This is a genomic window from Streptomyces sp. NPDC046862 (genome assembly GCF_040704615.1).
Taxonomy (GTDB): Bacteria; Actinomycetota; Actinomycetes; order Streptomycetales; family Streptomycetaceae; genus Streptomyces.
In genome coordinates this window covers 154,886-181,285 of the sequence record NZ_JBEYXP010000022.1, presented here as the reverse complement: position 1 = coordinate 181,285, position 26,400 = coordinate 154,886, and the positions used below count along the sequence as shown (strand labels likewise).

The 26,400-nt window shown below is 72.3% G+C and carries 20 protein-coding genes; 8 read left to right on the top strand and 12 right to left on the bottom strand.

Features of this window, described 5'->3' with window-relative positions; translation table 11 throughout:
* Positions 1 to 114 precede the first annotated feature (114 nt).
* The 5 genes from aceE to AB0959_RS24940 all read right to left on the bottom strand — a co-directional run bounded on the left by aceE (position 115) and on the right by AB0959_RS24940 (position 9,368).
* Positions 115 to 2,817: a pyruvate dehydrogenase (acetyl-transferring), homodimeric type gene (gene aceE / locus AB0959_RS24960; protein ID WP_366828737.1), complete on the bottom strand. Its 2,703-nt coding sequence runs from the start codon at positions 2,815 to 2,817 to the stop codon at positions 115 to 117.
* A 469-nt stretch (positions 2,818 to 3,286) separates the two neighbouring features.
* Positions 3,287 to 3,910: a GntR family transcriptional regulator gene (locus tag AB0959_RS24955; protein ID WP_366828736.1), complete on the bottom strand. Its 624-nt coding sequence runs from the start codon at positions 3,908 to 3,910 to the stop codon at positions 3,287 to 3,289.
* A gap of 297 nt (positions 3,911 to 4,207) precedes the next feature.
* Positions 4,208 to 6,037: a 2-oxoglutarate dehydrogenase, E2 component, dihydrolipoamide succinyltransferase gene (gene sucB, locus AB0959_RS24950; protein WP_366828735.1), complete on the bottom strand. Its 1,830-nt coding sequence runs from the start codon at positions 6,035 to 6,037 to the stop codon at positions 4,208 to 4,210.
* Between the two features lie 62 nt (positions 6,038 to 6,099).
* Entirely contained in the window at positions 6,100 to 7,488 is a 1,389-nt protein-coding gene (gene lpdA / locus AB0959_RS24945; RefSeq protein WP_366828733.1) for a dihydrolipoyl dehydrogenase, read from the bottom strand.
* A gap of 344 nt (positions 7,489 to 7,832) precedes the next feature.
* On the bottom strand, positions 7,833 to 9,368 hold the full coding sequence (locus tag AB0959_RS24940; RefSeq protein ID WP_366828732.1) for a leucyl aminopeptidase: 1,536 nt from the start codon (positions 9,366 to 9,368) through the stop codon (positions 7,833 to 7,835).
* A 707-nt stretch (positions 9,369 to 10,075) separates the two neighbouring features.
* Between AB0959_RS24940 and AB0959_RS24935 the strand changes: the two genes are divergently transcribed.
* The 5 genes from AB0959_RS24935 (at position 10,076) to AB0959_RS24915 (ending at position 16,752) form a co-directional block, all read left to right on the top strand.
* Positions 10,076 to 12,118, top strand: coding sequence for a hypothetical protein (locus AB0959_RS24935; protein ID WP_366828730.1), 2,043 nt, complete (start codon positions 10,076 to 10,078; stop codon positions 12,116 to 12,118).
* 119 nt (positions 12,119 to 12,237) lie between these two features.
* Positions 12,238 to 13,758: a GT4 family glycosyltransferase PelF gene (pelF, locus tag AB0959_RS24930; protein WP_366828729.1), complete on the top strand. Its 1,521-nt coding sequence runs from the start codon at positions 12,238 to 12,240 to the stop codon at positions 13,756 to 13,758.
* Positions 13,755 to 15,272 (top strand): hypothetical protein, encoded by a 1,518-nt coding sequence (locus tag AB0959_RS24925; RefSeq protein WP_366828728.1) that lies wholly within the window; start codon positions 13,755 to 13,757, stop codon positions 15,270 to 15,272. The genes pelF and AB0959_RS24925 overlap by 4 nt, the downstream gene beginning before the upstream one ends.
* The gene (locus AB0959_RS24920; protein WP_366828726.1) at positions 15,269 to 15,964 is read left to right on the top strand and encodes a spherulation-specific family 4 protein; all 696 of its coding nucleotides are present in this window, start codon (positions 15,269 to 15,271) and stop codon (positions 15,962 to 15,964) included. The genes AB0959_RS24925 and AB0959_RS24920 overlap by 4 nt, the downstream gene beginning before the upstream one ends.
* The gene (locus AB0959_RS24915) at positions 15,961 to 16,752 is read left to right on the top strand and encodes an endo alpha-1,4 polygalactosaminidase (protein WP_366828725.1); all 792 of its coding nucleotides are present in this window, start codon (positions 15,961 to 15,963) and stop codon (positions 16,750 to 16,752) included. Before AB0959_RS24920 ends, AB0959_RS24915 begins: the two co-directional genes overlap by 4 nt.
* A gap of 6 nt (positions 16,753 to 16,758) precedes the next feature.
* On the opposite strand, the gene AB0959_RS24910 is transcribed toward AB0959_RS24915, so the two are convergent.
* Complete coding sequence (locus tag AB0959_RS24910) at positions 16,759 to 17,556, bottom strand: adenosylcobinamide-GDP ribazoletransferase (protein WP_366828724.1); 798 nt, start codon at positions 17,554 to 17,556, stop codon at positions 16,759 to 16,761.
* An 84-nt stretch (positions 17,557 to 17,640) separates the two neighbouring features.
* Between AB0959_RS24910 and AB0959_RS24905 the strand changes: the two genes are divergently transcribed.
* Positions 17,641 to 18,414 carry a hypothetical protein gene (locus tag AB0959_RS24905; protein ID WP_366828723.1) on the top strand — a complete coding sequence of 258 codons (774 nt, stop codon included), beginning with the start codon at positions 17,641 to 17,643 and terminating at the stop codon, positions 18,412 to 18,414.
* On the opposite strand, the gene AB0959_RS24900 is transcribed toward AB0959_RS24905, so the two are convergent.
* Positions 18,345 to 19,061 (bottom strand): hypothetical protein, encoded by a 717-nt coding sequence (locus AB0959_RS24900; protein WP_366828750.1) that lies wholly within the window; start codon positions 19,059 to 19,061, stop codon positions 18,345 to 18,347. The two genes, AB0959_RS24905 and AB0959_RS24900, sit on opposite strands and share 70 nt — an antisense overlap.
* A 747-nt stretch (positions 19,062 to 19,808) precedes the next feature.
* A complete protein-coding gene (gene cobT / locus AB0959_RS24895) occupies positions 19,809 to 20,921 on the bottom strand; it encodes a nicotinate-nucleotide--dimethylbenzimidazole phosphoribosyltransferase (protein WP_366828722.1) in 1,113 nt (370 codons plus the stop codon).
* A gap of 295 nt (positions 20,922 to 21,216) precedes the next feature.
* On the opposite strand from cobT, the gene AB0959_RS24890 reads away from it, so the two are divergent.
* A complete protein-coding gene (locus AB0959_RS24890; protein WP_366828721.1) occupies positions 21,217 to 22,122 on the top strand; it encodes a class I SAM-dependent methyltransferase in 906 nt (301 codons plus the stop codon).
* Here AB0959_RS24890 and AB0959_RS24885 read toward each other — a convergent pair.
* Positions 22,111 to 23,313, bottom strand: coding sequence for a bifunctional adenosylcobinamide kinase/adenosylcobinamide-phosphate guanylyltransferase (locus tag AB0959_RS24885; RefSeq protein WP_366828720.1), 1,203 nt, complete (start codon positions 23,311 to 23,313; stop codon positions 22,111 to 22,113). The genes AB0959_RS24890 and AB0959_RS24885 overlap by 12 nt on opposite strands.
* Positions 23,314 to 23,438: 125 nt before the next feature.
* Here AB0959_RS24885 and AB0959_RS24880 point away from each other — a divergent pair, with 125 nt between their 5' ends.
* Positions 23,439 to 23,645 carry a hypothetical protein gene (locus AB0959_RS24880; RefSeq protein WP_366828719.1) on the top strand — a complete coding sequence of 69 codons (207 nt, stop codon included), beginning with the start codon at positions 23,439 to 23,441 and terminating at the stop codon, positions 23,643 to 23,645.
* 58 nt (positions 23,646 to 23,703) lie between these two features.
* On the opposite strand, the gene AB0959_RS24875 is transcribed toward AB0959_RS24880, so the two are convergent.
* The 3 genes from AB0959_RS24875 to AB0959_RS24865 all read right to left on the bottom strand — a co-directional run bounded on the left by AB0959_RS24875 (position 23,704) and on the right by AB0959_RS24865 (position 26,299).
* Positions 23,704 to 24,813, bottom strand: coding sequence for a trypsin-like peptidase domain-containing protein (locus tag AB0959_RS24875; RefSeq protein WP_366828718.1), 1,110 nt, complete (start codon positions 24,811 to 24,813; stop codon positions 23,704 to 23,706).
* A 71-nt stretch (positions 24,814 to 24,884) separates the two neighbouring features.
* Positions 24,885 to 25,586: a methyltransferase domain-containing protein gene (locus tag AB0959_RS24870; protein WP_366828749.1), complete on the bottom strand. Its 702-nt coding sequence runs from the start codon at positions 25,584 to 25,586 to the stop codon at positions 24,885 to 24,887.
* A gap of 83 nt (positions 25,587 to 25,669) precedes the next feature.
* The gene (locus AB0959_RS24865) at positions 25,670 to 26,299 is read right to left on the bottom strand and encodes a DUF3043 domain-containing protein (RefSeq protein WP_366828748.1); all 630 of its coding nucleotides are present in this window, start codon (positions 26,297 to 26,299) and stop codon (positions 25,670 to 25,672) included.
* Positions 26,300 to 26,400: the final 101 nt, after the last annotated feature.

Sequence of the window (26,400 nt, the reverse complement as noted above, 5' to 3'; positions counted from 1 at the left end):
GGGCGGAGCCCCGGATGGGGGTCCCCCCGCTCGAGCGGAGCCGAGAGTGGGGGAGGGACGGGTAGGGGCGGCGGGGGCGAAGACAACACCCGCCCCGCCGCCCCCGCCGCTACCTCACAACCCGTACCGCTCCCGTGCCTCCTTCACCGCCGTCGCCTTGACCTCGCCGCGCCGGGCGAGCTGGGCGAGGGCCGCGACGACCACCGACTCGGCGTCGACGCCGAAGTGGCGGCGGGCCGCCTCACGGGTGTCGGAGAGACCGAAACCGTCCGCGCCGAGCGAGGAGTAGTCCTGCTCCACCCACTGCGCGATCTGGTCGGGAACCTGCCGCATGTAGTCGGAGACCGCCAGCACCGGACCCTCGGCACCCTGCAGCGCCTGGCGCACGAACGGCATCCGCTCCTCGCCCCGCAACAGCGCCGCGTCCGCGTCCAGCGCGTCCCGCCGCAGCTCCGTCCACGACGTCGCCGACCACACGTCCGCCGCCACGCCCCACTCCTCGGCGAGCAGCTTCTGGGCGTCGAGGACCCAGTGGATCGCCGTACCGGAGCCCAGCAGCTGGATGCGCGGGGCGTTGGCCACGGGCGAGAGCCCGGCCGACTCCGCCGTGTTGAAGCGGTACAGCCCCTTGACGATGCCCTCGTCGATCGCGGGCACCGCCGGCTTCGCGGGCTGCGGCAGCGGCTCGTTGTAGACGGTGAGGTAGTAGAAGACGTTCTGGTCCTCGCCGGGGGCGGCCTCGCCGTACATGCGGCGCAGTCCGTCCTTCACGATCACGGCGATCTCGTACGCGAACGCCGGGTCGTACGTCAGCGCCGCCGGGTTCGTCGCGGCGATCACCGGCGAGTGGCCGTCGGCGTGCTGCAGGCCCTCACCCGTCAGCGTCGTACGGCCGGCCGTCGCGCCGACGAGGAAGCCGCGGCCGAGCTGGTCGCCGAGCTGCCACATCTGGTCGGCCGTGCGCTGCCAGCCGAACATCGAGTAGAAGATGTAGAACGGGATCATCGTCTCGCCGTGCGTCGCGTACGACGTCGAAGCGGCGATGAAGTCGGCCATCGAACCGGCCTCGGTGATCCCCTCGTTGAGGATCTGCCCGTCCTTGGCCTCCTTGTAGTACATCAGCTGGTCACGGTCGACCGGCTCGTACGTCTGGCCCTTGGGGGAGTAGATGCCGAGGGACGGGAAGAGCGACTCCATACCGAAGGTGCGCGCCTCGTCGGGGACGATCGGCACCCAGCGCTTCCCCGACTGCTTGTCGCGGACCAGGTCCTTGACGAGGCGGACGAAGGCCATGGTCGTCGCCACGTTCTGCGAGCCCGAGCCCTTGTCGAAGGACGCGAACGCCTTCTCGGCGGGCGCCGGCAGCGGGGCGATCGCGTGCGTACGACGCGCCGGGGCGGGGCCGCCCAGGGCCGCGCGGCGCTCCTGGAGGTAGCGGACCTCGGGGGAGTCGGCGCCCGGGTGGGCGTACGGCACGACCCCGTCGACGAACCGCTCGTCGGAGATCGGCAGCTCCAGCAGGTCGCGCATCGACTTGAACTCGTCCACCGTCAGCTTCTTCATCTGGTGGTTGGCGTTCTTCGACGCGAAGCCCTCGCCGAGGGTGAAGCCCTTGACGGTCTGGGCGAGGATCACGGTCGGGGCACCCTTGTGCTCCACGGCGGCCTTGTACGCGGCGTACACCTTGCGCGCCTCGTGACCACCGCGGGAGAGGTGGAAACACTCGAGGATCTTGTCGTCGGACAGCAGCTTGGCCATCTCGGCGAGCGCGGGGTCCTTGCCGAAGAAGTCCTCGCGGATGTAGGCGGCGTCGCGGGTCTGGTACGTCTGCACCTGCGCGTCCGGAACCTCGCGCAGGCGGCGTACGAGCGCGCCGGTGGTGTCGAGCTGGAACAGCTCGTCCCAGGCGGTGCCCCACAGCGTCTTGACGACGTTCCAGCCGGCGCCGCGGAACTGGGCCTCCAGCTCCTGCACGATCTTGAAGTTGGCGCGGACCGGACCGTCGAGGCGCTGCAGGTTGCAGTTGATGACGAAGGTCAGGTTGTCCAGGCCCTCGCGGGAGGCGAGCGCGAGTGCGGCCGTCGACTCGGGCTCGTCCATCTCGCCGTCGCCGAGGAACGCCCACACGTGGGACGCCGAGACGTCCTTGATCCCGCGGTGGGTGAGGTAGCGGTTGAAGCGCGCCTGGTAGATCGCGGAGAGCGGGCCGAGGCCCATCGACACCGTCGGGAACTCCCACAGCCAGGGGAGGCGCCGCGGGTGCGGGTACGACGGGAGTCCGTTGCCGCCGGCCTCCTGACGGAAGTTGTCGAGGTGCTGCTCGGTCAGGCGGCCGTCGAGGAAGGCGCGGGCGTAGATGCCGGGGGAGGCGTGGCCCTGGATGTAGAGCTGGTCGCCGGAGCCGTCCGCCTCCTTGCCGTGGAAGAAGTGGTTGAAGCCGGTCTCGTAGAGCCAGGCCGCGGAGGCGAAGGTGGCGATGTGGCCGCCGACGCCGTGTTTCGAGCCGCGGCTCACCATGGCGGCCGCGTTCCAGCGGTTCCACGCGGTGATACGGCGTTCCATCTCCTCGTCACCGGGCACGGCGGGCTCGGCGGCGGTGGGGATGGTGTTGACGTAGTCGGTCTCGAGGAGCTTGGGCAGCGCGAGCCCGCCCGCCTCGGCGCGCTCCAGCGTGCGCCGCATCAGGTATGCGGCGCGGTGCGGCCCGGCTGCCTTGGTGACGGCGTCCAGCGAGGCCTGCCACTCGGCGGTCTCCTCGGGGTCGCGGTCCGGGAGCTGGTCGAGCTCGCTCGGCTGGATTGCGGTGGGGTCGGTCATTGCGCCGCCTTCCGGATGCGGAGGGGGGTTCCCTCGTCGGCAAGGGGTGTTGGGGGTGCCCTTTGTCTTGGCAGGACAGGGCGAGGGCTCTGGTGGGAGCCCGTCGGTGACTGTAACTCGCTGATCGATGATCGATCAAAGGGTTGAGAGGCAAAACCTCTTGATCACGAGAAAGTCGGCACGGCGTGCCTTCGGTGGCGGCACCGGGTGTCGTGGGGTTGCGGGAGTTTTCGCAGGTGGGAGTGCGTTTGAGCGGGGGTGTGCTCTGGTGTGGGGAGGAAGGCGGGGGAGCGAAGGGGTGGGGGTGCTTGGGGTGGGTTGGTGCGGGGTTGGGTGTGGCTTGTCGCGCCCACGCGGCGGAGCCGCATATCGATACAGCCCCGCGCCCCTAAAAAACCGGGCCGTTACCAGCGGCCCTGAAAGCCGCGCAGGTCCCGGCGCTCCAGAAAGCGCTCGAGGCGCCGGGGCCCTACGCGCGGGGTGCGCAGCCCAGCACGTGGGCCTTCACTATCTCGGCGATCCTCGGGTCGCGCCGGCGGAACGCGGCCACCAGCTCCTCGTGCTCCTCGGCGTACGACTGCTGCACCGTGCCCAGCCAGCGGATGGACAGCGCCGTGAACACCTCGATCCCCAGCCCCTCCCAGGTGTGCAGGAGGACGGAGTTGCCCGCGGCCCGCACCAGCTCACGGTGGAAGCCGACCGTGTGGCGCACCTGACCCGTGCCGTCCGACGCGCGGTCCGCCTCGTACAGCGCGGCGACATGCGGCTCCAGCGCCGAGCAGTCCTCGCCCAGCCTCTCCGCCGCGAGCTCCGCCGCGATGGCCTCCAGACCGGCCCGTACGGGGTAGCTCTCCTCCAGGTCCGCCGCCGTCAGGTTCCGGACCCGTACGCCCTTGTTCGGCGCCGACTCGATCAGACGGAGCGACTCCAGCTCCCGCAGGGCCTCCCGGACGGGGGTCTGGCTGACCTCGAGCTCCGTCGCGATCCGCCGCTCGACGATCCGCTCACCCGGCTTCCAGCGACCGCTCACGATCCCCTCCACGATGTGCTCGCGGATCTGTTCGCGCAGCGAGTGGACGACGGGCGCGGTCATGAAGACTCCTTAAGGCGTTTGACCTCTAGACAATAAGGCCGGTTCGCTCCGCTGGGAGGGCGCGCGGGGGCGCTTATGCGCAGGTGAGACGAGACTTACACGCGGTGGCGCTTCACTGGGTGGCGCCGTGGCGCTGCTGGTTGTTCGCAGGCTGCCGGTGGTTCGTGGCTGGTCGCGCCCACGCGGCGGAGCCGCATAGTGACACAGCCCCGCGCCCCCAGAAAAGACGGTGCCCCGCCCGGAGAGTCCCGGGCGGGGCACCGTACTGACAGACGCACCGGCAGTCGTACCGAAGACCTACAGGCCGAGCTCCACCTCGAACTCGCCCGCCTCCAGGATCGCCTTGACCGCCGTCAGGTAGCGGGCGGCGTCGGCGCCGTCCACCAGGCGGTGGTCGTAGGAGAGGGTCAGGTAGGTCATGTCGCGGACGCCGATGACCGTGCCCTCCTCCGTCTCGATGACGGCGGGGCGCTTGACCGTGGCGCCGATGCCGAGGATCGCGACCTGGTTCGGCGGCACGATGATCGTGTCGAAGAGCGCGCCGCGCGAGCCGGTGTTGCTGATGGTGAAGGTCGCGCCGGAGAGCTCGTCCGGGGTGATCTTGTTGGCCCGGACCTTGCCCGCCAGGTCGGCGGTGGCCTTGGCGATGCCGGCGATGTTCAGGTCGCCCGCGTTCTTGATGACCGGGGTCATCAGGCCCTTCTCGGAGTCCACGGCGATGCCGACGTTCTCCGTGTCGAAGTACGTGATGGTGCCCTCGTCCACGTTGATCCGGGCGTTGATGGCCGGGTGGGCCTTCAGCGCCTGGGCCGCCGCCTTCACGAAGAACGGCATCGGGGAGAGCTTCACGCCCTCGCGGGCGGCGAAGGAGTCCTTCGCCCTGCCGCGCAGCTTCATCAGGCGGGTCACGTCGACCTCGACGACCGAGGACAGCTGGGCCTGCTCGTGCAGGGCCTTGACCATGTTGTCGCCGATGACCTTGCGGATCCGCGGCATCTTGATGGTCTGGCCGCGCAGCGGGGAGGCCTCCAGGACGGGGGCCTTCTTCTGCGCACCGGCGGCCGGGGCGGCAGCGGCCGGAGCCGGAGCGGCGGCCTTGGCTGCCTCGGCGGCGGCGGTGACGTCCTGCTTGCGGATGCGGCCGCCGACGCCGGTGCCCTTGACGGTGGACAGGTCGACGCCGTTCTCGGCGGCGAGCTTGCGCACCAGCGGGGTCACGTACGCGCCCTCGTCGGTCGCCTTGGCGGCGGCCGGAGCGGCCGGAGCCGGGGTGACCGGAGCCGGTGCGGGAGCCGGAGCGGCCGGCGCGGGAGCCGGAGCCGCGGCCTGGGCCGGAGCCGGGGCGGGCGCCGGGGGAGCCGCCGGAGCAGCGGGGGCCGGAGCCGGAGGGGCGGCCGGGGCGGGAGCCGGGGCGGCGGGGGCCGGAGCCGGAGCGGCCGGGGCCGCGGGCGCGGCGGCGGCCGGAGCGGCACCAGGAGCGCCGATGACGGCCAGCTTGGCGCCGACCTCGGCGGTCTCGTCCTCGCCGACGGTGATCTCGAGCAGCACACCGGCGGTGGGCGCCGGGATCTCGGTGTCGACCTTGTCCGTGGAGACCTCGAGCAGCGGCTCGTCGGCCTCGACGGAGTCGCCGACCGACTTCAGCCAGCGGGTGACGGTGCCCTCGGTGACGGACTCACCGAGTGCGGGCAGGACCACGTCGGTGCCCTCGGCGGAAGCGCCGCCCGTGGCGGCCTCGGCGGTGGGAGCCGGGGCCGGGGCTGCGGCCTCGGTGGACGGAACGGCCTGCGGGGCCGGCTCCGCAGCGGCCGCCGGAGCCGGGGCGGGCTCGGCGGCCGGGGCCGGCGCGGGCTCCGCGGCGGGGGCAGGGGCGGCAGCGGGCGCGCCCGTGCCGTCGTCGATGACGGCCAGCTCGGCACCGACCTCGACCGTCTCGTCCTCGGCGACCTTGATGGACGCCAGCACACCGGCGGCGGGCGAGGGGATCTCGGTGTCGACCTTGTCGGTGGACACCTCCAGCAGCGGCTCGTCGGCCTCGACGCGCTCGCCCTCGGCCTTCAGCCAGCGGGTGACAGTGCCCTCGGTGACGCTCTCACCGAGCGCCGGAAGGGTTACGGAAACCGCCATGGTTTCGGTTGCTCCTTACGAATTGCGGAAGTCTGTGTCGTCGCGCCCGAAGACTGAAGGTGTCAGTCGTGGGAGTGAAGGGGCTTGCCCGCGAGGGCCAGGTGGGCCTCGCCGAGCGCCTCGTTCTGCGTCGGGTGGGCGTGGACGAGCTGGGCGACCTCGGCCGGCAGCGCCTCCCAGTTGTAGATCAGCTGGGCCTCGCCGACCTGCTCGCCCATGCGGTCGCCGACCATGTGGACGCCGACCACGGCACCGTCCTTGACCTGGACGAGCTTGATCTCGCCCGAGGTGTTCAGGATCTTGCTCTTGCCGTTGCCCGCGAGGTTGTACTTCAGAGCGACGACCTTGTCCGCGCCGTAGATCTCCTTGGCCTTGGCCTCGGTGATGCCCACGGAGGCGACCTCCGGGTGGCAGTACGTCACGCGGGGGACACCGTCGTAGTCGATCGGAACGGTCTTCAGACCGGCCAGGCGCTCCGCCACCAGGATGCCCTCGGCGAAGCCGACGTGCGCGAGCTGGAGCGTCGGGACCAGGTCACCGACGGCGGAGATGGTGGGGACGTTCGTCCGCATGTACTCGTCGACCAGGACGTAGCCGCGGTCCATCGCGACGCCCTGCTCCTCGTAACCGAGACCGGCGGAGACGGGACCGCGGCCCACCGCGACCAGCAGGACCTCGGCCTCGAACTCCTTGCCGTCGGCCAGGGTGACCTTGACGCCGTCGGCGGTGTACTCGGCCTTCGAGAAGAACGTGCCCAGGTTGAACTTGATGCCGCGCTTGCGGAACGCGCGCTCGAGAAGCTTGGAGGAGTTCTCGTCCTCGACCGGGACGAGGTGCTTGAGGCCCTCGATGACGGTGACGTCCGCGCCGAAGGACTTCCACGCGGAGGCGAACTCGACGCCGATGACGCCGCCGCCCAGGATGATCGCGGACTTGGGCACGCGGTCCAGGACGAGGGCGTGGTCGGAGGAGATGACGCGGTTGCCGTCGATCTCCAGGCCCGGCAGCGACTTCGGCACGGAGCCGGTCGCGAGGAGCACGTGGCGGCCCTGAACGCGCTGGCCGTTGACGTCGACGGAGGTCGGGGAGGACAGACGGCCCTCGCCCTCGATGTACGTCACCTTCCGGGAGGCGACCAGACCCTGCAGACCCTTGTACAGGCCGGAGATGACACCGTCCTTGTACTTGTGGACCCCGGCGATGTCGATGCCCTCGAACGAGGCCTTCACGCCGAACTGCTCGCTCTCGCGGGCCTGGTCGGCGATCTCGCCCGCGTGCAGCAGGGCCTTGGTGGGGATGCAACCCCGGTGCAGGCAGGTACCGCCGACCTTGTCCTTCTCGATCAGGGCGACGTCCAGGCCCAGCTGCGCCCCGCGCAGGGCCGCGGCGTAACCGCCACTACCACCGCCGAGGATCACTAGGTCGAAAACGGTGCTGGCGTCGTTCGCCACGTCACGTCCTCCATGCATGTGCGCCGTGCGACGGTCTACGGTGACCGGTCGGCGGCTGGTGTCCGGCCGCTCTTCTTCGGCCCTGGGGTGGGGCCCTGTCCTGCCGTGCCCCATCTTCGCACTTGTCAGTGGCGTCCGGGACGCGGGGCTGCGGTGTGAGACACCACACGTACGGGGCGCCCCGACAGGGGCGCCCCGCAAGGGGCGCGGGGCTGTGTCGTTTGCGGCTCCGCCGCGTGGGCGCGACAAGCCACATACGACCCGCAGTCGCCCTCACACAGAAAGAACCGAGCTCGTGGGCGCCGGAGCCCGCCCGCAAGTGAGCCCGCGCCGCCCTGGAAACCTCAGCCCAGATCCCCCGAAGCCGCGAGCTCGGCAACCCGCACCAGCGTCCGCACCGCGCTGCCCGTCCCGCCCTTGGGCGTGTAACCGAACGGCCCGCCCTCGTTGAACGCCGGCCCCGCGATGTCGAGGTGGGCCCAGGTGATCCCCTCGCCCACGAACTCCTTCAGGAACAGACCGGCGACCAGCCCGCCGCCGTACCGCTCACCCATGTTCGCGATGTCGGCCGTGGGGGAGTCCATCCCCTTGCGCAGGTGGTCCGGCAGCGGCATGGGCCAGGCGCCCTCGCCGACCTCCTCGGCGGCCTCGTGCACCGCGGAGCGGAACGCGTCGTCGTTCGCCATGATCCCGAACGTGCGGTTGCCGAGCGCCAGCATCATCGCGCCCGTCAGCGTGGCCACGTCCACGATCGCGTCCGGCTTGTCCTCGGAGGCCTTGGCGAGCGCGTCCGCGAGCACCAGCCGGCCCTCGGCGTCGGTGTTGAGGACCTCTACGGTCTTGCCGCTGTACATGCGCAGCACGTCACCCGGGCGGGTGGCGGAGCCGGACGGCATGTTCTCGGCGAGGGCGAGCCAGCCGGTGACGTTGACCTCCAGGCCGAGGCGCGCGGCGGCGACGACGGCGGCGAACACGGCGGCGGCACCGCTCATGTCGCACTTCATCGTCTCGTTGTGCCCGGCGGGCTTCAGCGAGATGCCGCCCGAGTCGTAGGTGATGCCCTTGCCGATGTACGCGAGGTGCTTCTTCGCCTTGGAGGAGGTGTACGACAGCTTCACCAGACGGGGTGCCGACGCCGACCCGGCACCCACGCCGAGGATGCCGCCGTAGCCGCCCTTCTCCAGCGCCTTCTCGTCGAGCACCTGCACCTTGATGCCGTGCTCCTTGGCCGCGGCCTGGGCGAGGGCGGCGAAAGCCGCCGGGTTCAGGTCGTTCGGCGGGGTGTTGATCAGGTCGCGGGCGCGGTTGAGCTCCTCGGTCACGGCGGTGGCCCGCTCCACGGCGGCCTTGTGGTCGCGGTCGCGGGGCTTGGCACCGAGCAGGGCGACCTCGGCGAGGGGCGCCTTGCCCTTCTTCGCCTTGGAGGCGTTGTTCGCCGACGCGTTCTCCTTGTACACGTCGAACGAGTACGCGCCGAGCAGCGCGCCCTCGGCGACGGCGGCGACGTCACCGGCGTCCGCGATGGGCAGCGCGAACGCCGCCTTCTTCGAACCGGCCAGGGCGCGGGCGGCGGCACCTGCGGCGCGGCGCAGCGCCTCGGCCTCGAAGGTCGCGTCCTTCTGGGGTTCGGCTCCCAGGCCCACCGCCACCACGAGCGGCGCCTTGAAGCCGGACGGCGCGGGCAGCTTCGTCACCTCGCCCTCGGCGCCCGAGGCACCGAGGGTTTCCAGGACGACCGCCAGCTTGCCGTCGTACGCCTTGTCCACGGCCTCGGCGCCCGGCGCGACGACCGGGGCCTTGGCGCCCTTCGCGACACCGACCACGATGGCGTCGGCGCGGAGGCCGGGCGCGGCGGCGGTGCTGAGAGTGAGAGCAGTCACGGTGGTGAAATCTCGCTTCCAGTTGAGTGTCAGTGGCCGAACGGATGGGTCGACCGGCCCTGGGGCAGCCCCTGGGTCCGCGGTGCGCGGCAGCCCCGGCCGACTGGGGGACCGCGGTACGCGGCAGCCCCGGCGCGGCCGGGGATCCGTGGCGCGGCGCCCCACGGCTCGACCGGGAGTGCCGACAACGAGCCTAGGCCCCTTCCGACGGATCTCCGCGGCGTCGCGACGCCCCATGCGTGCACCGCGGCGCCGCTCCCTCCTCCACGCAGATCCATCAGAAGGACCCTAGCCCCGTTCGGCCCGTCGGACCTGGGGCTCCAGCCTCCACGAGCTCCTGGCTCCGCCCGCACAGGGACATCCCCATGGCTTGCGCATAGGGGGATCCCCATGGCCCGGACCGTGGCCGCCCTTTCCCTCCGGTGTTTCCCGCGTTGCAGGTGCACTCGCCGGGCCCCTGGGTGGAGGGAGGGCGGAAGGTGATGTTCAGGGCCGCCGGGCGAACCCGTCACCGAGGGGTTTTCGATCATCTCTACGGGCGTTCACCTGCGTGTGGAGTCGTGACCACTTCTGTCCCCCCAGTCCCGGTGAGCTGAGTCACACTCATCGGGTTCCGGTGAGCGAGCCGCTCACCGCTTTGCATCATTTCCACGGATCCCCCTCGTCTCGATCATGGCGGGGGATCCTCTTGGGGGAGGGGACGACCCATGGCGCATGCCGCGCGCACAACGAGCAGAAGGAGAAGGACGGTCGCCGTCACGGCGGCCGCGGGTCTGCTGGCGCTGGGGACAGGAGCACCCGGCGCGTCCGCGGTCGGCGAGCCGCGCGTCGATCTGAGGGTACTGGTCGTGGACGACGGAGGAAGCCCCGTCCAGGCCGTCATCGCCGAACTGAGGAGCACCGGCGTCCCGTACACCCGCGTCGGCCTCGCCGACGCGGACCGCCCGGCCATCGACGCCGGCTTCCTGAGCGACACGACGGGCTCCACCCCGCGCGCCAGGTACCAGGGCGTGGTCCTGCCCAACGAGAGCCCGTTCGCCGCGGACTCGGCGGAGCGGACCGCCCTGGAGACGTACGAGCGGACGTACGGCATCCCGCAGGTGGACGCCTACACCTGGGCCCACCCGGGCGTCGGCCTCGACTACACCAGCGAGGGCGGCTGGACCGGCGCCCTGGACGGCCGTGAGGCCACGGTCACCGCCGCCGGGAAGGCGGGCTTCTTCGGCTACCTCGACGGGGCCTTCGCCTTCGAGGACAACTCGCCCTCCGTCCAGGAGAGTTACGGGTACGTGGCGAGGCCCCGCGAGGGCTTCACCAGCTACATCGACATCCCTGTGCCCGCCGGCTCCGGCCGCGGCAGCCTCGTCGGGGAGTACGCCCACGACGGGCGCCGCGAACTCGTCGTCACCTTCGCCTACAACCAGAACCAGCAGCAGTTCCGGCTCCTGGCCCGGGGCATCGTGGAGTGGCTCACCCAGGGCATCCACCTGGGCCGGGCCCGCAACTACTTCGCCGTCCACGTCGACGACGTGTTCGCGCCCGACGCCCGCTGGGACGGCGAGCGCAACTGCACGCCGGGCGACATCGACTGCGTGGGCGGCGGTGATGGCGACGGCACGCCGATCAGGATGACGGAGGCCGACGCGGCCTACGCCGCCCAGTGGCAGCAGGAGCACGGCTTCACCATGGACATGGTGTACAACGCCGGCGCCGGGGAGCAGTGGAAGACCGAGAACGGCGGCACCGACGCCATGGCCGGCCGGCTGCTCGCCGACAAGGCCAGGTACCGCTGGATCAACCACACCTACACCCACCCGTTCCTCGGCTGCGTGCAGGACACCTCCACTGTGCCGTGGAGCTGCGCGAAGAACACCGACGGCTCGACGCGGTACATGAGCCGCGCCGACATCTCCGCGCAGATCCGCGACAACAACAACTGGGCCGCCGCCAAGGGCCTGCCCATCGACCGCACCGAACTGGTCACCGGCGAGCACTCGGGCCTCAGGACGCTGCCGCAGCAGCCGAACGACAACCCGAACCTGGCCGGCGCGCTCTCCGACAACGGCGTCCAGTGGATCGCGTCCGACAACTCGCGTGAGCCCGAACAGCGCGCGGTCGGCAAGGCGTTGACCGTCCCGCGTCATCCGATGAACGTGTACTACAACACGGGCACCAAGGCCGAGATGGCCGACGAGTACAACTGGATCCACGCCTCCGCGGCCGACGGTGGCAGTGGCGACTGCGAGGGCAACGCGTCCTCCACCTGCCTCTCCCGGCCGCTGGACACGGCCACCGGCTACGACGAGTACATCGTCCCGCGGGAGGCCCGTACCGACCTGGGTCACGCCATCGCGGGCGACCCGCGTCCGCACTACGCCCACCAGTCCAACCTCGCCGAGGACCGCTTGCTGTACCCGGTCATGGAGAAGGTGCTGAGCGACTACAAGGCACTCTTCGCCGACAACACCCCGCTGGAGAACCTTCGCCAGAGCGCCATCGGCACCGAACTCCAGCGCCGCGCCGCCTGGCAGCAGGCCGTCTCGGCCGGCCGCGTCTCGGCGTACCGCGTCGGCACCACCGTCACCGTGACCGCCCCCACCGGGACCAGCATCCCGGTGACCGCACCGGAAGGAACCAGACAGCAACTCGTGACCGGCACGACAGCCTTCGGCACACCGTACGCGGGCAGGCGCTCGGCCTGGACCACGCCGGCTTCGCCGCAGTCGGCACTGACGCTGAAGCTGCCGTAGGGAAGCGCCCCCGAAAGGGCGCGGGGAACTGCGCGACCAGCCACCAAGGACCCTCAGTCGGGGCCCGGCATGCAGTTCCCCAGACATCATCCGCACAACAGGGGGGAGCAGCGCAGCGCATGCGTACCGGACGTCACGTCACCATGCTCACCGAAGGCACGTACCCGCACGTCCACGGCGGGGTCAGCACCTGGTGCGACCAACTCGTCAAGGGCATGCCGGAGGTGGACTTCCACCTCGTCTCGCTCACCGGCAGCGGTCGCGAACCCGTGACCTGGGAGCTGCCGCCCAACGTCCGCCGACATACCTCCGTACCCACCTGGGGGCCGAGGCCCGGGCGCGGGAGGGCGCCCCACGGCAGGTCCCGGCGCCGCTTCACCGACGCCTACGAGCGCTTCCTGCTCTCCTTCCTCGACCCCGAGGCGCGAGTCGACTTCGGCGACGCCCTCTTCGAACTGGCCGGGCTCGCCCGCGCCGGACACCTGTCGGCGGCCCTGCGCACCGAGTCGGCGCTGCGCTCCCTGATGTGGATCTGGACCCTGCCGCACCTGCCGACGGCGGAGGCCCGGCCCACGGTCCACGACGCGCTCCTCGCGACCGACCTGCTGGAGCACGCGCTGCGTCCGCTCGGCACGCGCATCCCCGAGGAGTCGGTGGCGCACGCCGTCAGCAACGGCCTGGCGACCCTGCCCGCGCTGGTCGCGCACCGCCTCGACGGCGTGCCCTTCCTGCTGACCGAACACGGCATCTACCTGCGCGAGCGCTACCTCGGCTACAAGTGCGAAGCTCAGCGCTGGCCCGTGAAGGCGTGTCTGCTCGGCTTCTACCGCGAGCTGAACTCCCTCGGCTACCGGGAGGCCGACCTCATCACGCCGTGCAACCAGTACAACCGCCGCTGGGAGGAGCGCGGCGGCGCCGACGGCGACAAGATCCGCACGGTCTACAACGGCGTCGACCCGCACGCCTTCCCGCACGCCGGACCCGAGCCCGAGGTGCCGACCCTCACCTGGTGCGGCCGCGTCGACCCCATCAAGGACCTGGAGACCCTGATCCGCGCGTACGCCATGGTCCGCGCGGAGATCCCCGCGACCAGGCTGCGCCTCTTCGGCCCCGTGCCGCCGGGCGGCGAGGCCTACCGGACCCGGCTCGAGAAGCTGGCCGCCGAACTGGGCGTCACCGACGGGCTGACCTTCGAGGGCCGCATCAGCGAGGTGTGGCGCGCGTACGCGGCGGGCCATGTCGTGATGCTGTCGTCCATCTCCGAGGGCTTCCCGTTCTCGATCATCGAGGCCATGTCCTGCGGCCGCACGACGGTGTCGACGGACGTCGGCGGGGTCAGCGAGGCGGTCGGGGACACCGGAATCGTCGTCCCCCCGAGGGAGCCGGAGAAGATGGCCGCGGCGGCGCTCACGCTGCTCCGCGACGACGAACGACGTCTGAAGCTGGGCGAGTTGTCCCGTCAGAGGGTCATCGACCGCTTCACGCTGCGCCGTTCCGTCGACGCCTTCCGGGCGGTCTACCTGGAGCTCGCGGGCCGGGCCGAGGCGTACGAGCCGGCCGTGGAGACCGTCGCCGACTGGACCCTCGAACTGCGCGACCCCTGGTACCAGACCGTGGCGACGAACGGGACCGGCTGGTGAGCGAATCCCTCTGGCTGCGGCCCGGAGTCCGGCGCGACTCCCTGCCCGGCATCCCGCGCCGGCGCCACCGGTCGCCCCGCTGGGCCCGGCCCGATCCGGTCGACGAACTCACCGAGCGGCTCAGTGACTTCACGGCGGCCGCCGTGCACCCGGACGAGATAGCCGCGCTCCTGGAGTCCGACGGACTCTCGGACGACCAGATCCGCGAGCGCTACGGCTACCGCGACTCCTTCGCGCTCGCCGAGGAACTGTACGAACGCGTCGAGCGCCGCTACCCCGAACCCGACGGCCCGGCGCACGATCCCTGGCGGACCGGCCTGCTGGGCTGCCTGCTGCGGGGCGTCGTCTTCGCCCTGCCGGGTCTCGGGTACGTGCTGGGGGCGCCCCTCCTCGCCGGCCCGCACGACGGGCCGGGCCTCCCGGCCGGTACGGTCCCGCTGCTCGCCGGGGCCCTGTCCGGCTGGGCCTGGAACCAGGGCCTCGCCCACCGGGCGTACTCCTGGCTGGGGCTGGGCGACCGGTCCGCGGCCCGCCGCTCCCTGCTGGTCGGAGCCCCGCTCGGCGCACTGCTCGGCTCCCTGGTGGCACTCGCCGTGGCGGGACGCGGGGAGCCGGGCACGGCCGCCTTCGCCGCCGGGCAGTCCTGCTATCTGGGCGCCGCGACCGTCCTGCTGGTGCTGGGCCGCGAACGGGCCCTGCTCGCCGCCCTGCTGCCGATGGCGGCGGGCGCGGTGCTCGCCCTGGCCCGGCCGGTGCCCGCCTGGTTCCGGCTGGTGCTGCTGATGGGCTCCCTGGCCGCGGTGGCGTTGCTGGCCGTACGGGAAGTAGCCGGCGTCGTACGTGAGTCGGGCGACGGGAGCCGGCGAGCGGGCCTCGTCGGCCTGCTGCCTCTCGGCGCCCGCGGAGCCACCCCGGAGAAACCCGCCGGACCCCGGCTCGCCGGCTCCCTCCCGTACGCCCTCTTCGGGCTCGGCAGCGGTGTCCTCGTGCTGTACGCGGCGCTCGCGGACGTGATCAGCGGCGACGAGCACAGCGCGGTCGCCGCGCCCGCCGCCGTGGCGCTCACGCTGAGCATGGGACCCGCCGAATGGCTGCTCCACCGGTTCCGCAGCGGCAGCCTCGCCGGACTGCGCTCCAGCAGCACCGCGCGGGCCTTCCGGCGCGGCACCGCCCTCACCCTGGTCGAGTGCCTCGCCGCCTACCTGGCCGCCCTGCTGGTCCTCACCCACGCCACCTCCACCCTGTGGCCGGACGCACCGGGGCCCGGCGGCGTCCGTCTCGCCGGGCTGCTCCTGCTGGGCGTGGTGCTCTGGACGGGTCTGCTGCTCCAGTCGTTCGGCGAGGTGACCGGCGCCACCGTGGTGTGCTGCGCCGCCGCGTTCGCCCAGGCCACGGCCCTGGCGACCGGCGCGGGCGGCCTCCACTGGATCGGCCTGGCCGTGTACGGCACGGCGGCCGGCGCCCAGGCGGCCCTCGTCTGCACGACTCTGGGAAGGGTGACCGCACACCGATGAGAACACCCACCGAAACGGCGACGGGAAGGCCCCCGCACCCTCCGGCGCGCACCCTTCTCGTGCCCTACTACGAGCACCCGTCCTTACGCCCCGCCGAATGGGACGCCATCGTCGCGGCCGCGCCCCGGCTGTACGGCGTCGTCCTGAACCCGGCCAGCGGCTCCGGCGAACACCGCGACCCGGCGTTCGCCGAGGTCGCGGCCCGGCTGCGGGACGCGGGCGTCCGCGTCCTCGGCTACACCGACACCGCGTACGGCCGCCGCCCCGTCGCCGCCGTCGTCCGGGACCTCACCCGGCACCGCTCCTGGTACGGCGCGGACGGCGCGTTCCTGGACCAAGTGGCCGCCGGGCCCGAGCAGTTCGACTACTACCGGCGGCTCGCCTCGGCCGCGTGGGGCGGGGGCTGCCGCACCCTCGCCCTCAACCACGGCACACAGCCGCATCCCGTGTACGCCCGCATCGCCGACGTGCTCGTCACCTTCGAGGGCACCTGGGAGACGTACCGGGGGCTGCGGCCGCCGCCCCGGACGGGCGGCGGGCCACGGCAGTGCCACCTCGTGTACGGGGTGCCGCCCGGCGCCGGGGTCGGCGAACTCGCCCGCGAGCGGGGGGCCTCCGTGCACTGTGCCGTGCCGGGCACAGGAGATCATCCTTGGGGAACCCTTCCGTACTCCTTGGAGCCCGCCCGGTGAAACGCCCGCTCGTCCTGTGCGCCCTGCTTGTGCTGCTCACGGCCTGTACGACCGCCTCCGACGACCAGCCGGAGGGCGGTGGAGACACGGACCGGTGGCGGCCCCGCCCCGGCACCGCCTGGCAGTGGCAGCTCAGCGGGCGCCTGGACACCTCCGTCGACGTACCCGTCTACGACATCGACGGCTTCGACCACCCGGCCGGCACGGTCGACGAACTCCACGACGACGGCCGCAAGGTCATCTGCTACCTGTCGACGGGAGCGTGGGAGGACTTCCGCCCGGACGCGGACGACTTCCCCAAGTCCGTCCTCGGCCGGGGCAACGGCTGGGAGGGCGAGCGCTGGCTCGACATCCGCCGCACCGACGTCCTGGAACCCCTCATGGCGGACCGCCTCGACATGTGCGAGGAGAAGGGCTTCGACGCGGTGGAACCGGACAACATGGACGGCTACAAGAACCGCACGGGCTTCGACCTGACGGCCGCCGACCAGCTCCGCTACAACCGCCTCATAGCCCGCCTCGCCCACGAACGCGGCATGGCCGTGGGCCTGAAGAACGACCTCGACCAGATCCCCCAGCTCGTCGGCGACTTCGACTTCGCGGTCAACGAACAGTGCGCCCAGTACGAGGAATGCAAGGACATGAAGCCCTTCATCAAGGCGGACAAGGCCGTCTTCCACGTCGAGTACGAGCTCACCACCAGCGACTTCTGCCCTGAGGCCCGGCGGCTGCGGCTGAGCTCGATGCTCAAGAAGTACGAGTTGGGGGTGTGGCGGCGGGCCTGCTGAGAGCCGTCAGCCGAGGGTGAGCACGACCAGCGCCGCCGTGGCCGCCGTCTCCGCCAGCGCGCCGAACACATCGCCGGTCACCCCGCCGAAGCGGCGCGTGCAGTGCCCCAGCAGCGCCTCGGCGGCGGCACAGGCGAGGACGACCGCGAGGACCGTACGCAGGACGGCGGCGTACGGCACGAGGAGCGTGCTCACACCGGCCGCGACACACACGACCAGTCCCGCCACGAGCAGCGCGTCCCGCACGGGCACCGTGCCCGCGACCGCCGCCCCCAGCCCCTCGGGCCGGGCCGGCGGCACGCCCGTGCGCGCGGCCAGGGTCAGGGCGAGCCGGGCCGCGGTCGCCGAAACGACCGCGGCGAGGGCGCCATGGCCCCAGGACTCCCCGTACGCCTCGGTGAGCGCGGCGACCTGGGCGAGCAGGACGAAGACCAGGGTGATCACGCCGAACGGGCCGATGTCCGACTGCTTCATGATCCGCAACGCGTCCTCGGCGGGCTTGCCGCTGCCGAGCCCGTCGGCCGTGTCGGCGAGGCCGTCGAGGTGCAGGCCCCGGGTCAGGGCGGCGGGTACGGCGGCGGTGGCCACGGCCGCGAGCAGGGGGCCCGCGCCGAGCAGGAGCAGCAGCAGGCCGAGGACGGCGGAGGCGAGCCCGACGACCAGGCCGGCGACCGGGGCACACAGCATCCCGGCGCGCGCGGCGTCACGGTCCCAGCGGGCCACCGTCACGGGCAGCACGGTCAGGGTGCCGAAGGCGAAGCGGAGGCCGTCGGGGAGGGAGTTCTTGGAGACCGGCGTGGACACCGGCGCAGAGTATCCGGCGGCCTCGGGGCCGGGAAGAGCGGGCCGCTGGACAGGCAGGGGCTGAAATCTGGCTAAAGTGCCCATATGGGTCACTGGTTGCAGCGGAACATCATCGAGCCAGGCAAGCTGCCCCTCCTGCTCGCCCTCACCTCCTTCGTGCTGACGTTCGTGATCACCCGGGTCATCACCCGCATGATCCGCGCGGGCAAGGGGCCGTTCCGCAACATCGACTCCGGTGGCGTGCACATCCACCACGTGGTCCCCGGGGTCCTGCTGACGATCAGCGGCGGCTTCGGCGCGGTGGCCAGCGGCCGGAACGGGTTCGGCGCCGCCCTGTGTGCCGTGTTGTTCGGGGTGGGGGTGGGCCTGGTGCTGGACGAGTTCGCGCTGATCCTCCACCTCGACGACGTGTACTGGAGCGAACAGGGCCGCAAGAGCGTCGAGATGGTGGTGCTGACGGCGGCGCTCGTCGGCCTGGTGCTCCTCGGGTTCCTGCCGTTCGGGGTCAACAACCTCAGCGACGACGAAATGGCCGGCCGGGGCGGGGCGGTCCTCACCGTCGCGCTCAACTTCCTCTTCGCGCTGCTCGCCCTCAGCAAGGGCAAGGCCCGCCTCGCGATCTTCGGCGTGATCGTGCCCTTCATCGCCGTCATCGGCGCGCTCCGGGTGGCCCGCCCCGGCTCCCCGTGGGCCAAGCGCTTCTACCGCGGCCGCCCGCGCACCCGCGCCAAGTCCCAGCTGCGCGCCTACCATCACGACCGCCGCTGGGTGGTGCTGGGCCGCAAGTTTCAGGACTGGATCGGCGGTGCCCCCGACGCACCCGCGGTGGACTCCACCCACACCGCCGACCGCCGCTGACGCCACTCGGAGACCGCGCACACCGCCAGCACCGCCGCGATCGCCGCCAGGTGCTCCTTGCCCGCCAGGTTCTCCTTCAGCAGTACCTCGACGACCATCGCCACGACCACGCCCGCCGTCGTGGCGTGCGCGCCGTAGCGCCGGCCCACGAACACGGCGAGCCCCACCACGGCGGCCGACGGCCCGGTGTCCACGACCCGCCCGTCCGACGCGGGCAACCCGAACAGGACGTCCGGGCCCAGCGCGACGCCCACACGCGCGTACAGCGTGCCGGCCAGCGTGGCGACGTACGCGACGGCGAGCGTCCGGCGGCGGCCCAGGCAGATCTCCGCGATCCCGAACACGACCAGGATCTGCAGGAGCCCGCCCCACACCGGCAGGTCCAGGGCCGGTACGAACAGGGAGAACGGGGTGCGCAGCAGGGCGAGCCAGAGGGGATCCTCGGCGCGTACGGCTCCGATCCCCTCCACGAAGCCGTGGCCCCACGGCCGGCCGTGCGCGAAGTGCAGGAGCGCGGTGAGGGTCACCGCGGTGAGGGCCAGCGGTACGGATCTCCAGCGCTTCCGTACGACCACCGGGCGCACCGTGTCGTACAGCCGTCCCCACTCGGCTCGGAACAGTCGGACGACCCCGTCGCGGACCCTCATGTGCCAGTCCTCCGTCCCCGTGCGGGCACTCATCCAGTCGATGGGTGCCGCTTTCGAAGACCGGACGGGACACGGGGAAGTTGAGCGAGCCCGAGGTGATCCGCCTCTCTCCCTCCGGGAGGCGGGTGCGTTCTCGTCTGCCGGATTCCTGCCGGGTTCCTGCCGGTGGACGGCTGCGGGTTGGTCGTGGCTGGTCGCGCAGTTCCCCGCGCCCCTGAAAAGCGCGCGCACCCCTCGACGCCACGTACCGCCGGCACAGCGCACCCCTACCCGCCGTCTGCCGGGTTCTGTTTGTTGGCGGCTGCGGGCGCGTTGGTGGCTGGTCGCGCAGTTCCCCGCGCCCCTTGAAAAGCGCGCGCACCCCTCGACGCCACGTACCGCCGGCACAGCGCACCCCTACCCACCGTCTGCCGGGTTCTGTTTGTTGGCGGCTGCGGGCGCGTTGGTGGCTGGTCGCGCAGTTCCCCGCGCCCCTTGAAAGCCCCGCCGCACCCGACGCCGCAACGCGCCGAAGGCAACGCCCGCCCCCACGTACCCGCGGTCGCGTACGCACGTGAGGGGGTGTGCCGGGAGGTGTCCGCCCGCAGCGGCCGGCGTCCGCCGCCGAGAACCTCGCACACCCACCTCACCGCCGGACCGAGGACGGAGACCTCCCGGCGCGCCCCCGACCCACGACGAAACGGCAGGCGCCCGAGCCACAACGGCTGGAAAGCCGCCCAAACGCCCCCGGCCGGACAGCCGTCGCGGTTACTCCTCCTCTACCGACTTCTCCGGCTCCGTCGACTTCTCCGGCTCCGCCGACCCCTCCGGCTCCGCGGAGCGTTCCGGCAGCTCCGCCGCCAAGGCCGCCGCCGCCTGGACCAACGGCAGGGCCAAGAGCGCGCCCGCGCCCTCGCCGACGGCCACTCCGTGGTCGAGGAGGGGCTCGATGGCCATGCGGTCGAGGGCCTTCGCCTGGGCCGGCTCGCCGCTGTTCTGGCCGGCCAGCCACCAGTCGGGCGCCCGGAACGCGACCCGCTGGCCGACGAGCGCGCACGCGGCCGACACGACGCCGTCCAGGATCACCGGGGTCTTGCGCACGGCGCTCTGGAGCAGGAAGCCCGTCATCGCGGCCAGGTCGGCACCGCCCACCGCCGCCAGCAACTGCAACTGGTCCCCGAGCACCGGCCGGGCCCGCCGCAGCGCGTCCCGCACGGCCGCGCACTTGCGCATCCACGCCAGGTCGTCGATCGCCCGGCCACCCCGCCCGGTGACGACCGACGCGTCCGTGCCGCACAGCGCCGCGACCAGCACCGCCGCCGGCGTGGTCCCCCCGACGCTCACATCGCCGAGCACCACCAGATCCGTACCGGAGTCGGCCTCCTCGTCCGCGACCGCGACCCCCGCCAGGAAGGCCGCCTCGGCCTCCTCCAGGGTCAGCGCGTCCTCGACGTCGATCCGCCCGGACCCGCGCCGCACCCGGTGCCGTACGACCTCGTCCGGCAGCTCCTCCGGCGCGCAGTCGAGCGCCATGTCCACCACCCGCACCGGCACGTCGAGCCGCCGGGCCAGCACCGACACCGGACTCGCCCCGTCGAGCACCGCCCGCACCAGCTCGTGCGCCGTGCCCGCGGGCCGCGCGGAGACGTCGAGTCCGGCGACCCCGTGGTCACCCGCGAACAGCACCACACGCGGCCGGGTGACCGGCCGCACCGGAACGGAGGACTGCGCCGCCGCCAGCCACTCGCCCAGGTCGTCGAGGCGCCCCAGCGCTCCGGGCGGCACGATCTGCCGTTCCCGCCGCGCCTCGGCGTCGCGGCGCACCCCGCCGTCGGGGCGCTCGATCAGATCGGTGAAGTCGTCGAGATTAAGCGAGCTCATTCGCCGAACAGTACCGGCAGCGATCGAACACGACGGCGCCACATCGTCACCACGTCATTGCACCCGGGATGCCGATCCCATACGTTCCCTTTGTCTTGAATGTCTGATGTCCCGAATGTCTTCTTCCGGAATCCGGAATGTCGCACAGCTGAGATGTCGCTCGATCGACGCAGGAGCCGCGATGTCGTCCCACGAGCAGTCACACGAGCGGTCACACGAGCCACCACACGAGCCGCCCCCCGGGCCGTTCCACGAACCGCGCCGAGACGACTGCCCCTGGTGCGGTGCACGGCGGTTGCGCACCCGCGTCCGCACGCCCGACCCGGCACGCCGCACGCCGGGCCCGTTCGTGGTCGACGAGTGCCGGGAGTGCGGCCACGCCTTCCAGAACCCCCGGATCACGGCCCAGGCGATGGCCGCCCGGGACACCCGCGGCCGCCCCGACCCCTCCGTCGAACGCGCCCTCGGCGCCCGCGGCATCCGGCGGCGCCACCAGGCCGCCGCCCGCGCCATGCTCCCGTACCCCGAGCCCGAGAGCTGGCTCGACGTCGGCACCGGTCACGGGCACTTCCCGGAGACCGCGAGGGAGGTGCACGCGTACACCTCCTTCGACGGGCTCGACGCCACAGCGCGCGTGCAGCGGGCCCGTGCCGCCGGGCGGATCGAGGAGGCGCACCAGGGACTGCTCACCGACCCGGAGATCGCCGGACGGCTGCGCGGCCGCTACGACGTGGTCAGCATGTTCCACCACCTGGAGCACACCCCCGACCCCCGCGCCGAACTGCGCGCCGCCCTCGACGTGCTCCGCCCCGGCGGCCATCTCCTCGTCGAAGTCCCGGACCCCGCCTGCGCGTTCGCCACGTTGCTCGGCAGCTGGTGGGTGGCGTACGACCAGCCGCGCCACCTGCACCTGATGCCGCTCGCGAACCTGGAGCGGGAACTGCGGACGCGGGGCTGCACGGTCGTCGCCACGGACCGGGCCGCCCCCCATGTCCCCTACGACCTGACCGGCGCCCTCTGTCTGGCGCTGGTCCGCCGGCGCGCCCGGTCGACGCTGACCCGGGCCTGCGCGCCCCTCCTGGCGGCGGCCTCGGCCCTGGATGTCGGCCTCGCCCCGCTGCTGAGCCGCACCCGCTTCTCGAACGCGTACCGGATCATCGTGCGCAGACCGGCGAAGATCCGCGCGGCCTCATCCGCGTAGCGAAAGCGCCTGCCCCGCCACCACCAGCAGCACGTGCTCGCACTCGCCCGCGAACGCCGCGTTCAGGCGCCCGAGCTCGTCCCGGTAGCGGCGCCCGGACGCCGTCGCGGGCACGATCCCCGAGCCCACCTCGTTCGACACCGCGACGACCGTACGGCGGGTCTCGCGCAGAGCCTCGGTCAGTTCCCGCGTCCGCGCCCGCAGCGCCCGCTCACCGCCGCCGGCCCACTCGGCGTCGTCCCAGGCGCCGACGGAGTCCATCACGTCCGTCAGCCACAGCGACAGACAGTCGATCAGCAGGGGCGTTCCGTCGCCCTTCAGCAACGGCACGAGATCGCAGGTCTCGACGGTGCGCCAGGAGCCGGGCCGCCGCTCACGGTGAGTGGTGACACGGGCCGCCCACTCGCTGTCCCCGCCCCGCACGCCGCCCGTCGCCACGTACAGCACGTCCGGGAACGACTCCAGGCGCCGCTCGGCCTCCACCGACTTCCCCGAGCGCGCCCCGCCCAGCACGAGGGTGCGGCGCGGCACGTCCGGTACGTCCTCGTAGACGCCCACGGTCAGCGTCGTACCGTCCGGGACGGCCCGCGCTCCCGCGGCCGCCAGCCGGCGGCCGAGTTCGGCGCCCGGCGGCACGTCGTGGTCGAGATGCACGGCGACCACGTCGGTCGCCGGGCCCACGGCCCCCACCGCCCGCAGCCGGGCCAGCGCGTCCGGCCGCCCCACGACATCGGCGAGGACCATGTCGTACGGCTCGGTGGACCGCTCCTCGATCCCCGCCGGTGCCGCGCCCGGCGGCAGGTACAGCAGCCGCTGGCCGTCCGGTCCCGTCACCGCGTACCCCGTGCCCGGCGCGTCCATCGCCACCGCCCGCACCCGATGCCCGGTCAGCAGCGCCAACTCCCTCCCGTCCGGCACCCGTCCGGGCTGCGGCAGCCCCGCCGGGACCTCGACGGCGGGTCCCTCGTGCGGATGCGAGAGCAGCACCTGCCGTACACCGGCCAGCGTGTGCCCGGAGCGTGCGGCGGCGAGGGCGGCGCCTGGGGTCAGGTCGAGCAGCAGCGTGCCGTCGAGCAACAGCGCGGTCGCCGCGCGCGTGTCGGTACCGAGCGAGTTCGCGCAGGCCGCGCAGGGACAGTCGGGGCGGGGGAGGCCTTCGGGGGCGCCGGTGCCGAGCAGTGTCAGTTCCACGCGCCTGATTTTCCCGTGTCCCGTCAAATCCGCGCAGGTCTTGCGCGTCCGACTAGGCTCTGCGAAGGAACCGGATCTTGCTCGGTACTGTGTTCGGTGCCGGGCCGGTACTTACGGAGGCTCACATGGCGGCATGGACGTGGCGGTTCGAGAAGGCCGACGGGGCGGAGGTCCAGCCCTCGGTGCAGCCGGACGACTTCACCACGCAGGGGGATGCCGAGTCCTGGATCGGTGAGCACTGGAAGGCCCTTCAGGAAGGGGGCGCCGACCAGGTCCGCCTGTTCGAGGACGCGACGCAGATCTACGGGCCGATGAGTCTGCACGGGGAGTAGCACGGGGAGTAGGGGAGTAACGGTCACCACGGCCCCGTGCCCCGTTCGGGGTGCGGGGCTACAGTTCGCCCAGCGTCACGGCGACCGTCTTGCTGTTCCCGTTTCTCCTGTACGCGACCGTCGTCCGGTCCCCGGGCTGTTCGACCGCCAGGGCCTCGGAGAGCGACGTGAGCGTGGTGATGTCCGTGTCACCCAACCGGGTGATGACGTCGCCGGACCGAATGCCCGCCTGGTCGGCCGCGCCGCCGTCCTTGACCTCGACGACGGCGACCCCGTCGGGCTGGAAGTCGCCGCCGACGACCGTACGGCCCGTGATGCCGAGCGCGGCCCGCCCCGAGTCGGTGACCCTGCCGTTCTTCACGATCTGGTCGGCGATGTTCGTCACCGTCGAGGAGGGGATGGCGAAACCGATCCCGGGCGCCGCCTCTCCGCCCAGGTCCGGCTCGACGGCGGCGAGTGTGGGGATGCCGATCACCAGGCCGTCGAGGCCGACGAGGGCTCCGCCGCTGTTGCCCGGGTTGATCGCGGCGGACGTCTGCACCATGTTCGCGATGGTCGCGCCCGTCCCCCCGTCGTCGTTCCCTTCGCTCACGGTCCGCCCGGTCGCCGAGACGATCCCCTCGGTCACGCTGGAGGACAGCCCGAGTGGTGAGCCCATGGCGAGGACGATCTGCCCCACCTCGACCTTGCCGGAGTCCCCGAACCTGGCCGCCCTGAGCCCGTCCGGCACCCGGTCCAGCTTCACGACGGCGAGGTCCTGCTGCGGGTACGAGGACACGAGGGTCGCGCCCAGCTCGACCTCACTGTTGGCGATCGTCACCCGGAACTTCTGCTCGTTCCCCACGACGTGCGCGTTCGTGACGACGTGCCCCCTGTCGTCGTAGACCACTCCCGAGCCCAGGTGGTCGCCCGCCTGGATCTGCACGACCGAGGGCAGCACGTTCCTGACCACCTTCTGGTAGGCGCCCTGCAGATCGCCCGGCTGCAGGGGGACGGCCGCCCGGGCGGTGGTGGACCTGCCCGCGGCGCCCGGCGCCGCGTCACCGGAGCAGCCGGGGAGCAGGCCGCAGACGACGGCGAGGACGGCCACGGGAAGGAGCCGCCGCAGGGCGGGGGAACGGGCACGGAGACGACCGCGGCGGGCGTCACGGGCACGGAGAACGTCCATGGCCCGAGTCTCACGTCGCCGTCCGCCCCCGGCTCCCGGTGGGCACCCGAACGGGCCCCGGGGGTACGGCGCTAGCCCCGCACCCCGCACAGATGCAGCAGAGCCGCCACCGCGCGGTACGGATCCGTCCGTCCTGCCCGCTCCTCCGCCGCCAGCAGCGCGTCCATGTCCTGAGGGGCGGGGGCGTCGTCGGCGGCGAGGTCCGTGAAGACCCGGACGCCGTACCAGGCGTGGAGCGGGGCGCCGATGCCCGCGAGGGTCGACGTGAGGGCGTCGAGGCGGTCGGCGCGCACGTCGAGGCCCAGACGGTTCGTGTACGCGGTGCTGTCGAAGGATGCCAGCGCGGTCGCCCAGTCGCCGGCCAGGCCCGGCCGCATGGCGAGCGCGTCACCGTTGCGTACGAGGAGGGAGAGGAGCCCTCCGGGGGCGAGCATCCGCGCCAGGCCCGCCAGCAGCGCGTCCGGGTCCTCCAGGTACATGAGCACGCCGTGGCACAGCACCACGTCGAAGCTGCCCGGCAGGAAGTGCACGCCCGTGTCCCGGCCGTCGCCCTCGACCAGCCGGACGCGGCTCCTTATCCCCTCGGGCTCACCGGCGAGGGCCTCGCGGGCCACGGCGAGCATCGTCGCGTCCTGCTCGACCCCGGTCACCTTGTGCCCGGCCCGGGCCAGCCGCAGTGCCTGGGTGCCCTGTCCCATGCCGACGTCCAGCACCCGCAGCCGCTGCCCGACGGGGAACCGCCCGGCTATCTGCTCGTCGAGCTGCCGGGCCACCAGCTCCTGCCGTACGACGTCACGCAGCCCGCCCACCTTGCTCAGCCAGGCATCCGCCGCGCCCCCGGAGAAGGACGTCGTGCTCAGGGCCGCTCTCCGCGCTTGACCTGCGGCTTCGGCAGCCGGAGGCGACGCATCTGGAGGGTGCGCATCAGCGCGTAGGCGACGGCCCCGCGCCTGTTCTCGTTGGGGAAGCGCTCGCTGAGCTGCTTCTTCAGACGGAAGGCGATCCAGAACGAGTCGACCACGATCAGCACGATCACGAAGAGCCACAGCAGCAGCGCGATGTTCTGCAGCGACGCCACCCGCACCATGCTCAGCACGAGGATGACCACGGCCAGCGGCAGGAAGAACTCCGCGATGGAGAACCGCGAGTCCACGAAGTTCCGCGCGAACTTCCGCACGGGGCCCTTGTCGCGCACGGGCAGGTAGCGCTCGTCACCGCCCGCCAGCGCCTGGCGCTGCTTCTCCATCGCGGCCCGGCGATCGTCGCGGGCACGCTTGGAGGCCTCCTTGCGCGACGTCGGCGTGTTGGCGACGCTTCGGCGCTGGCCTTGGGCCTCACTGCGCTTGGGCGTGGGTCGGCCCTTCTTGGCCTGCGGGTCACGGGTCTGCTGGGAGTTGTTCACGGGCGCCTTCTCGGCGGCCGTGTCCTTCTCGCTCTTGGCGCGGCTACGGAACACGAAACCCAAGGGTACGGGGTTTCCCGGCATGGACCGCAGCCGGGCGGGGAACGATCCGGCAACACCGCTCGTCATGTAGGGGGACAGAGTGGCCTGAAAGGGAAGGCCGGCGACGGCCCGCCCCCGAGGGA

Excerpts from the sequence above, each read along its gene's own strand:
- AB0959_RS24875 (WP_366828718.1), bottom strand. The coding sequence starts at position 24,813 with ATGGACGTTCTCCGTGCCCGTGACGCCCGCCGCGGTCGTCTCCGTGCC.
- AB0959_RS24920 (WP_366828726.1), top strand. The coding sequence starts at position 15,269 with ATGAGAACACCCACCGAAACGGCGACGGGAAGGCCCCCGCACCCTCCG.
- AB0959_RS24955 (WP_366828736.1), bottom strand. The coding sequence starts at position 3,910 with ATGACCGCGCCCGTCGTCCACTCGCTGCGCGAACAGATCCGCGAGCAC.
- AB0959_RS24905 (WP_366828723.1), top strand. The coding sequence starts at position 17,641 with ATGGGTCACTGGTTGCAGCGGAACATCATCGAGCCAGGCAAGCTGCCC.
- AB0959_RS24935 (WP_366828730.1), top strand. The coding sequence starts at position 10,076 with ATGGCGCATGCCGCGCGCACAACGAGCAGAAGGAGAAGGACGGTCGCC.
- AB0959_RS24865 (WP_366828748.1), bottom strand. The coding sequence starts at position 26,299 with ATGCCGGGAAACCCCGTACCCTTGGGTTTCGTGTTCCGTAGCCGCGCC.
- aceE (WP_366828737.1), bottom strand. The coding sequence starts at position 2,817 with ATGACCGACCCCACCGCAATCCAGCCGAGCGAGCTCGACCAGCTCCCG.
- AB0959_RS24880 (WP_366828719.1), top strand. The coding sequence starts at position 23,439 with ATGGCGGCATGGACGTGGCGGTTCGAGAAGGCCGACGGGGCGGAGGTC.
- sucB (WP_366828735.1), bottom strand. The coding sequence starts at position 6,037 with ATGGCGGTTTCCGTAACCCTTCCGGCGCTCGGTGAGAGCGTCACCGAG.
- cobT (WP_366828722.1), bottom strand. The coding sequence starts at position 20,921 with ATGAGCTCGCTTAATCTCGACGACTTCACCGATCTGATCGAGCGCCCC.
- pelF (WP_366828729.1), top strand. The coding sequence starts at position 12,238 with ATGCGTACCGGACGTCACGTCACCATGCTCACCGAAGGCACGTACCCG.
- AB0959_RS24900 (WP_366828750.1), bottom strand. The coding sequence starts at position 19,061 with ATGAGGGTCCGCGACGGGGTCGTCCGACTGTTCCGAGCCGAGTGGGGA.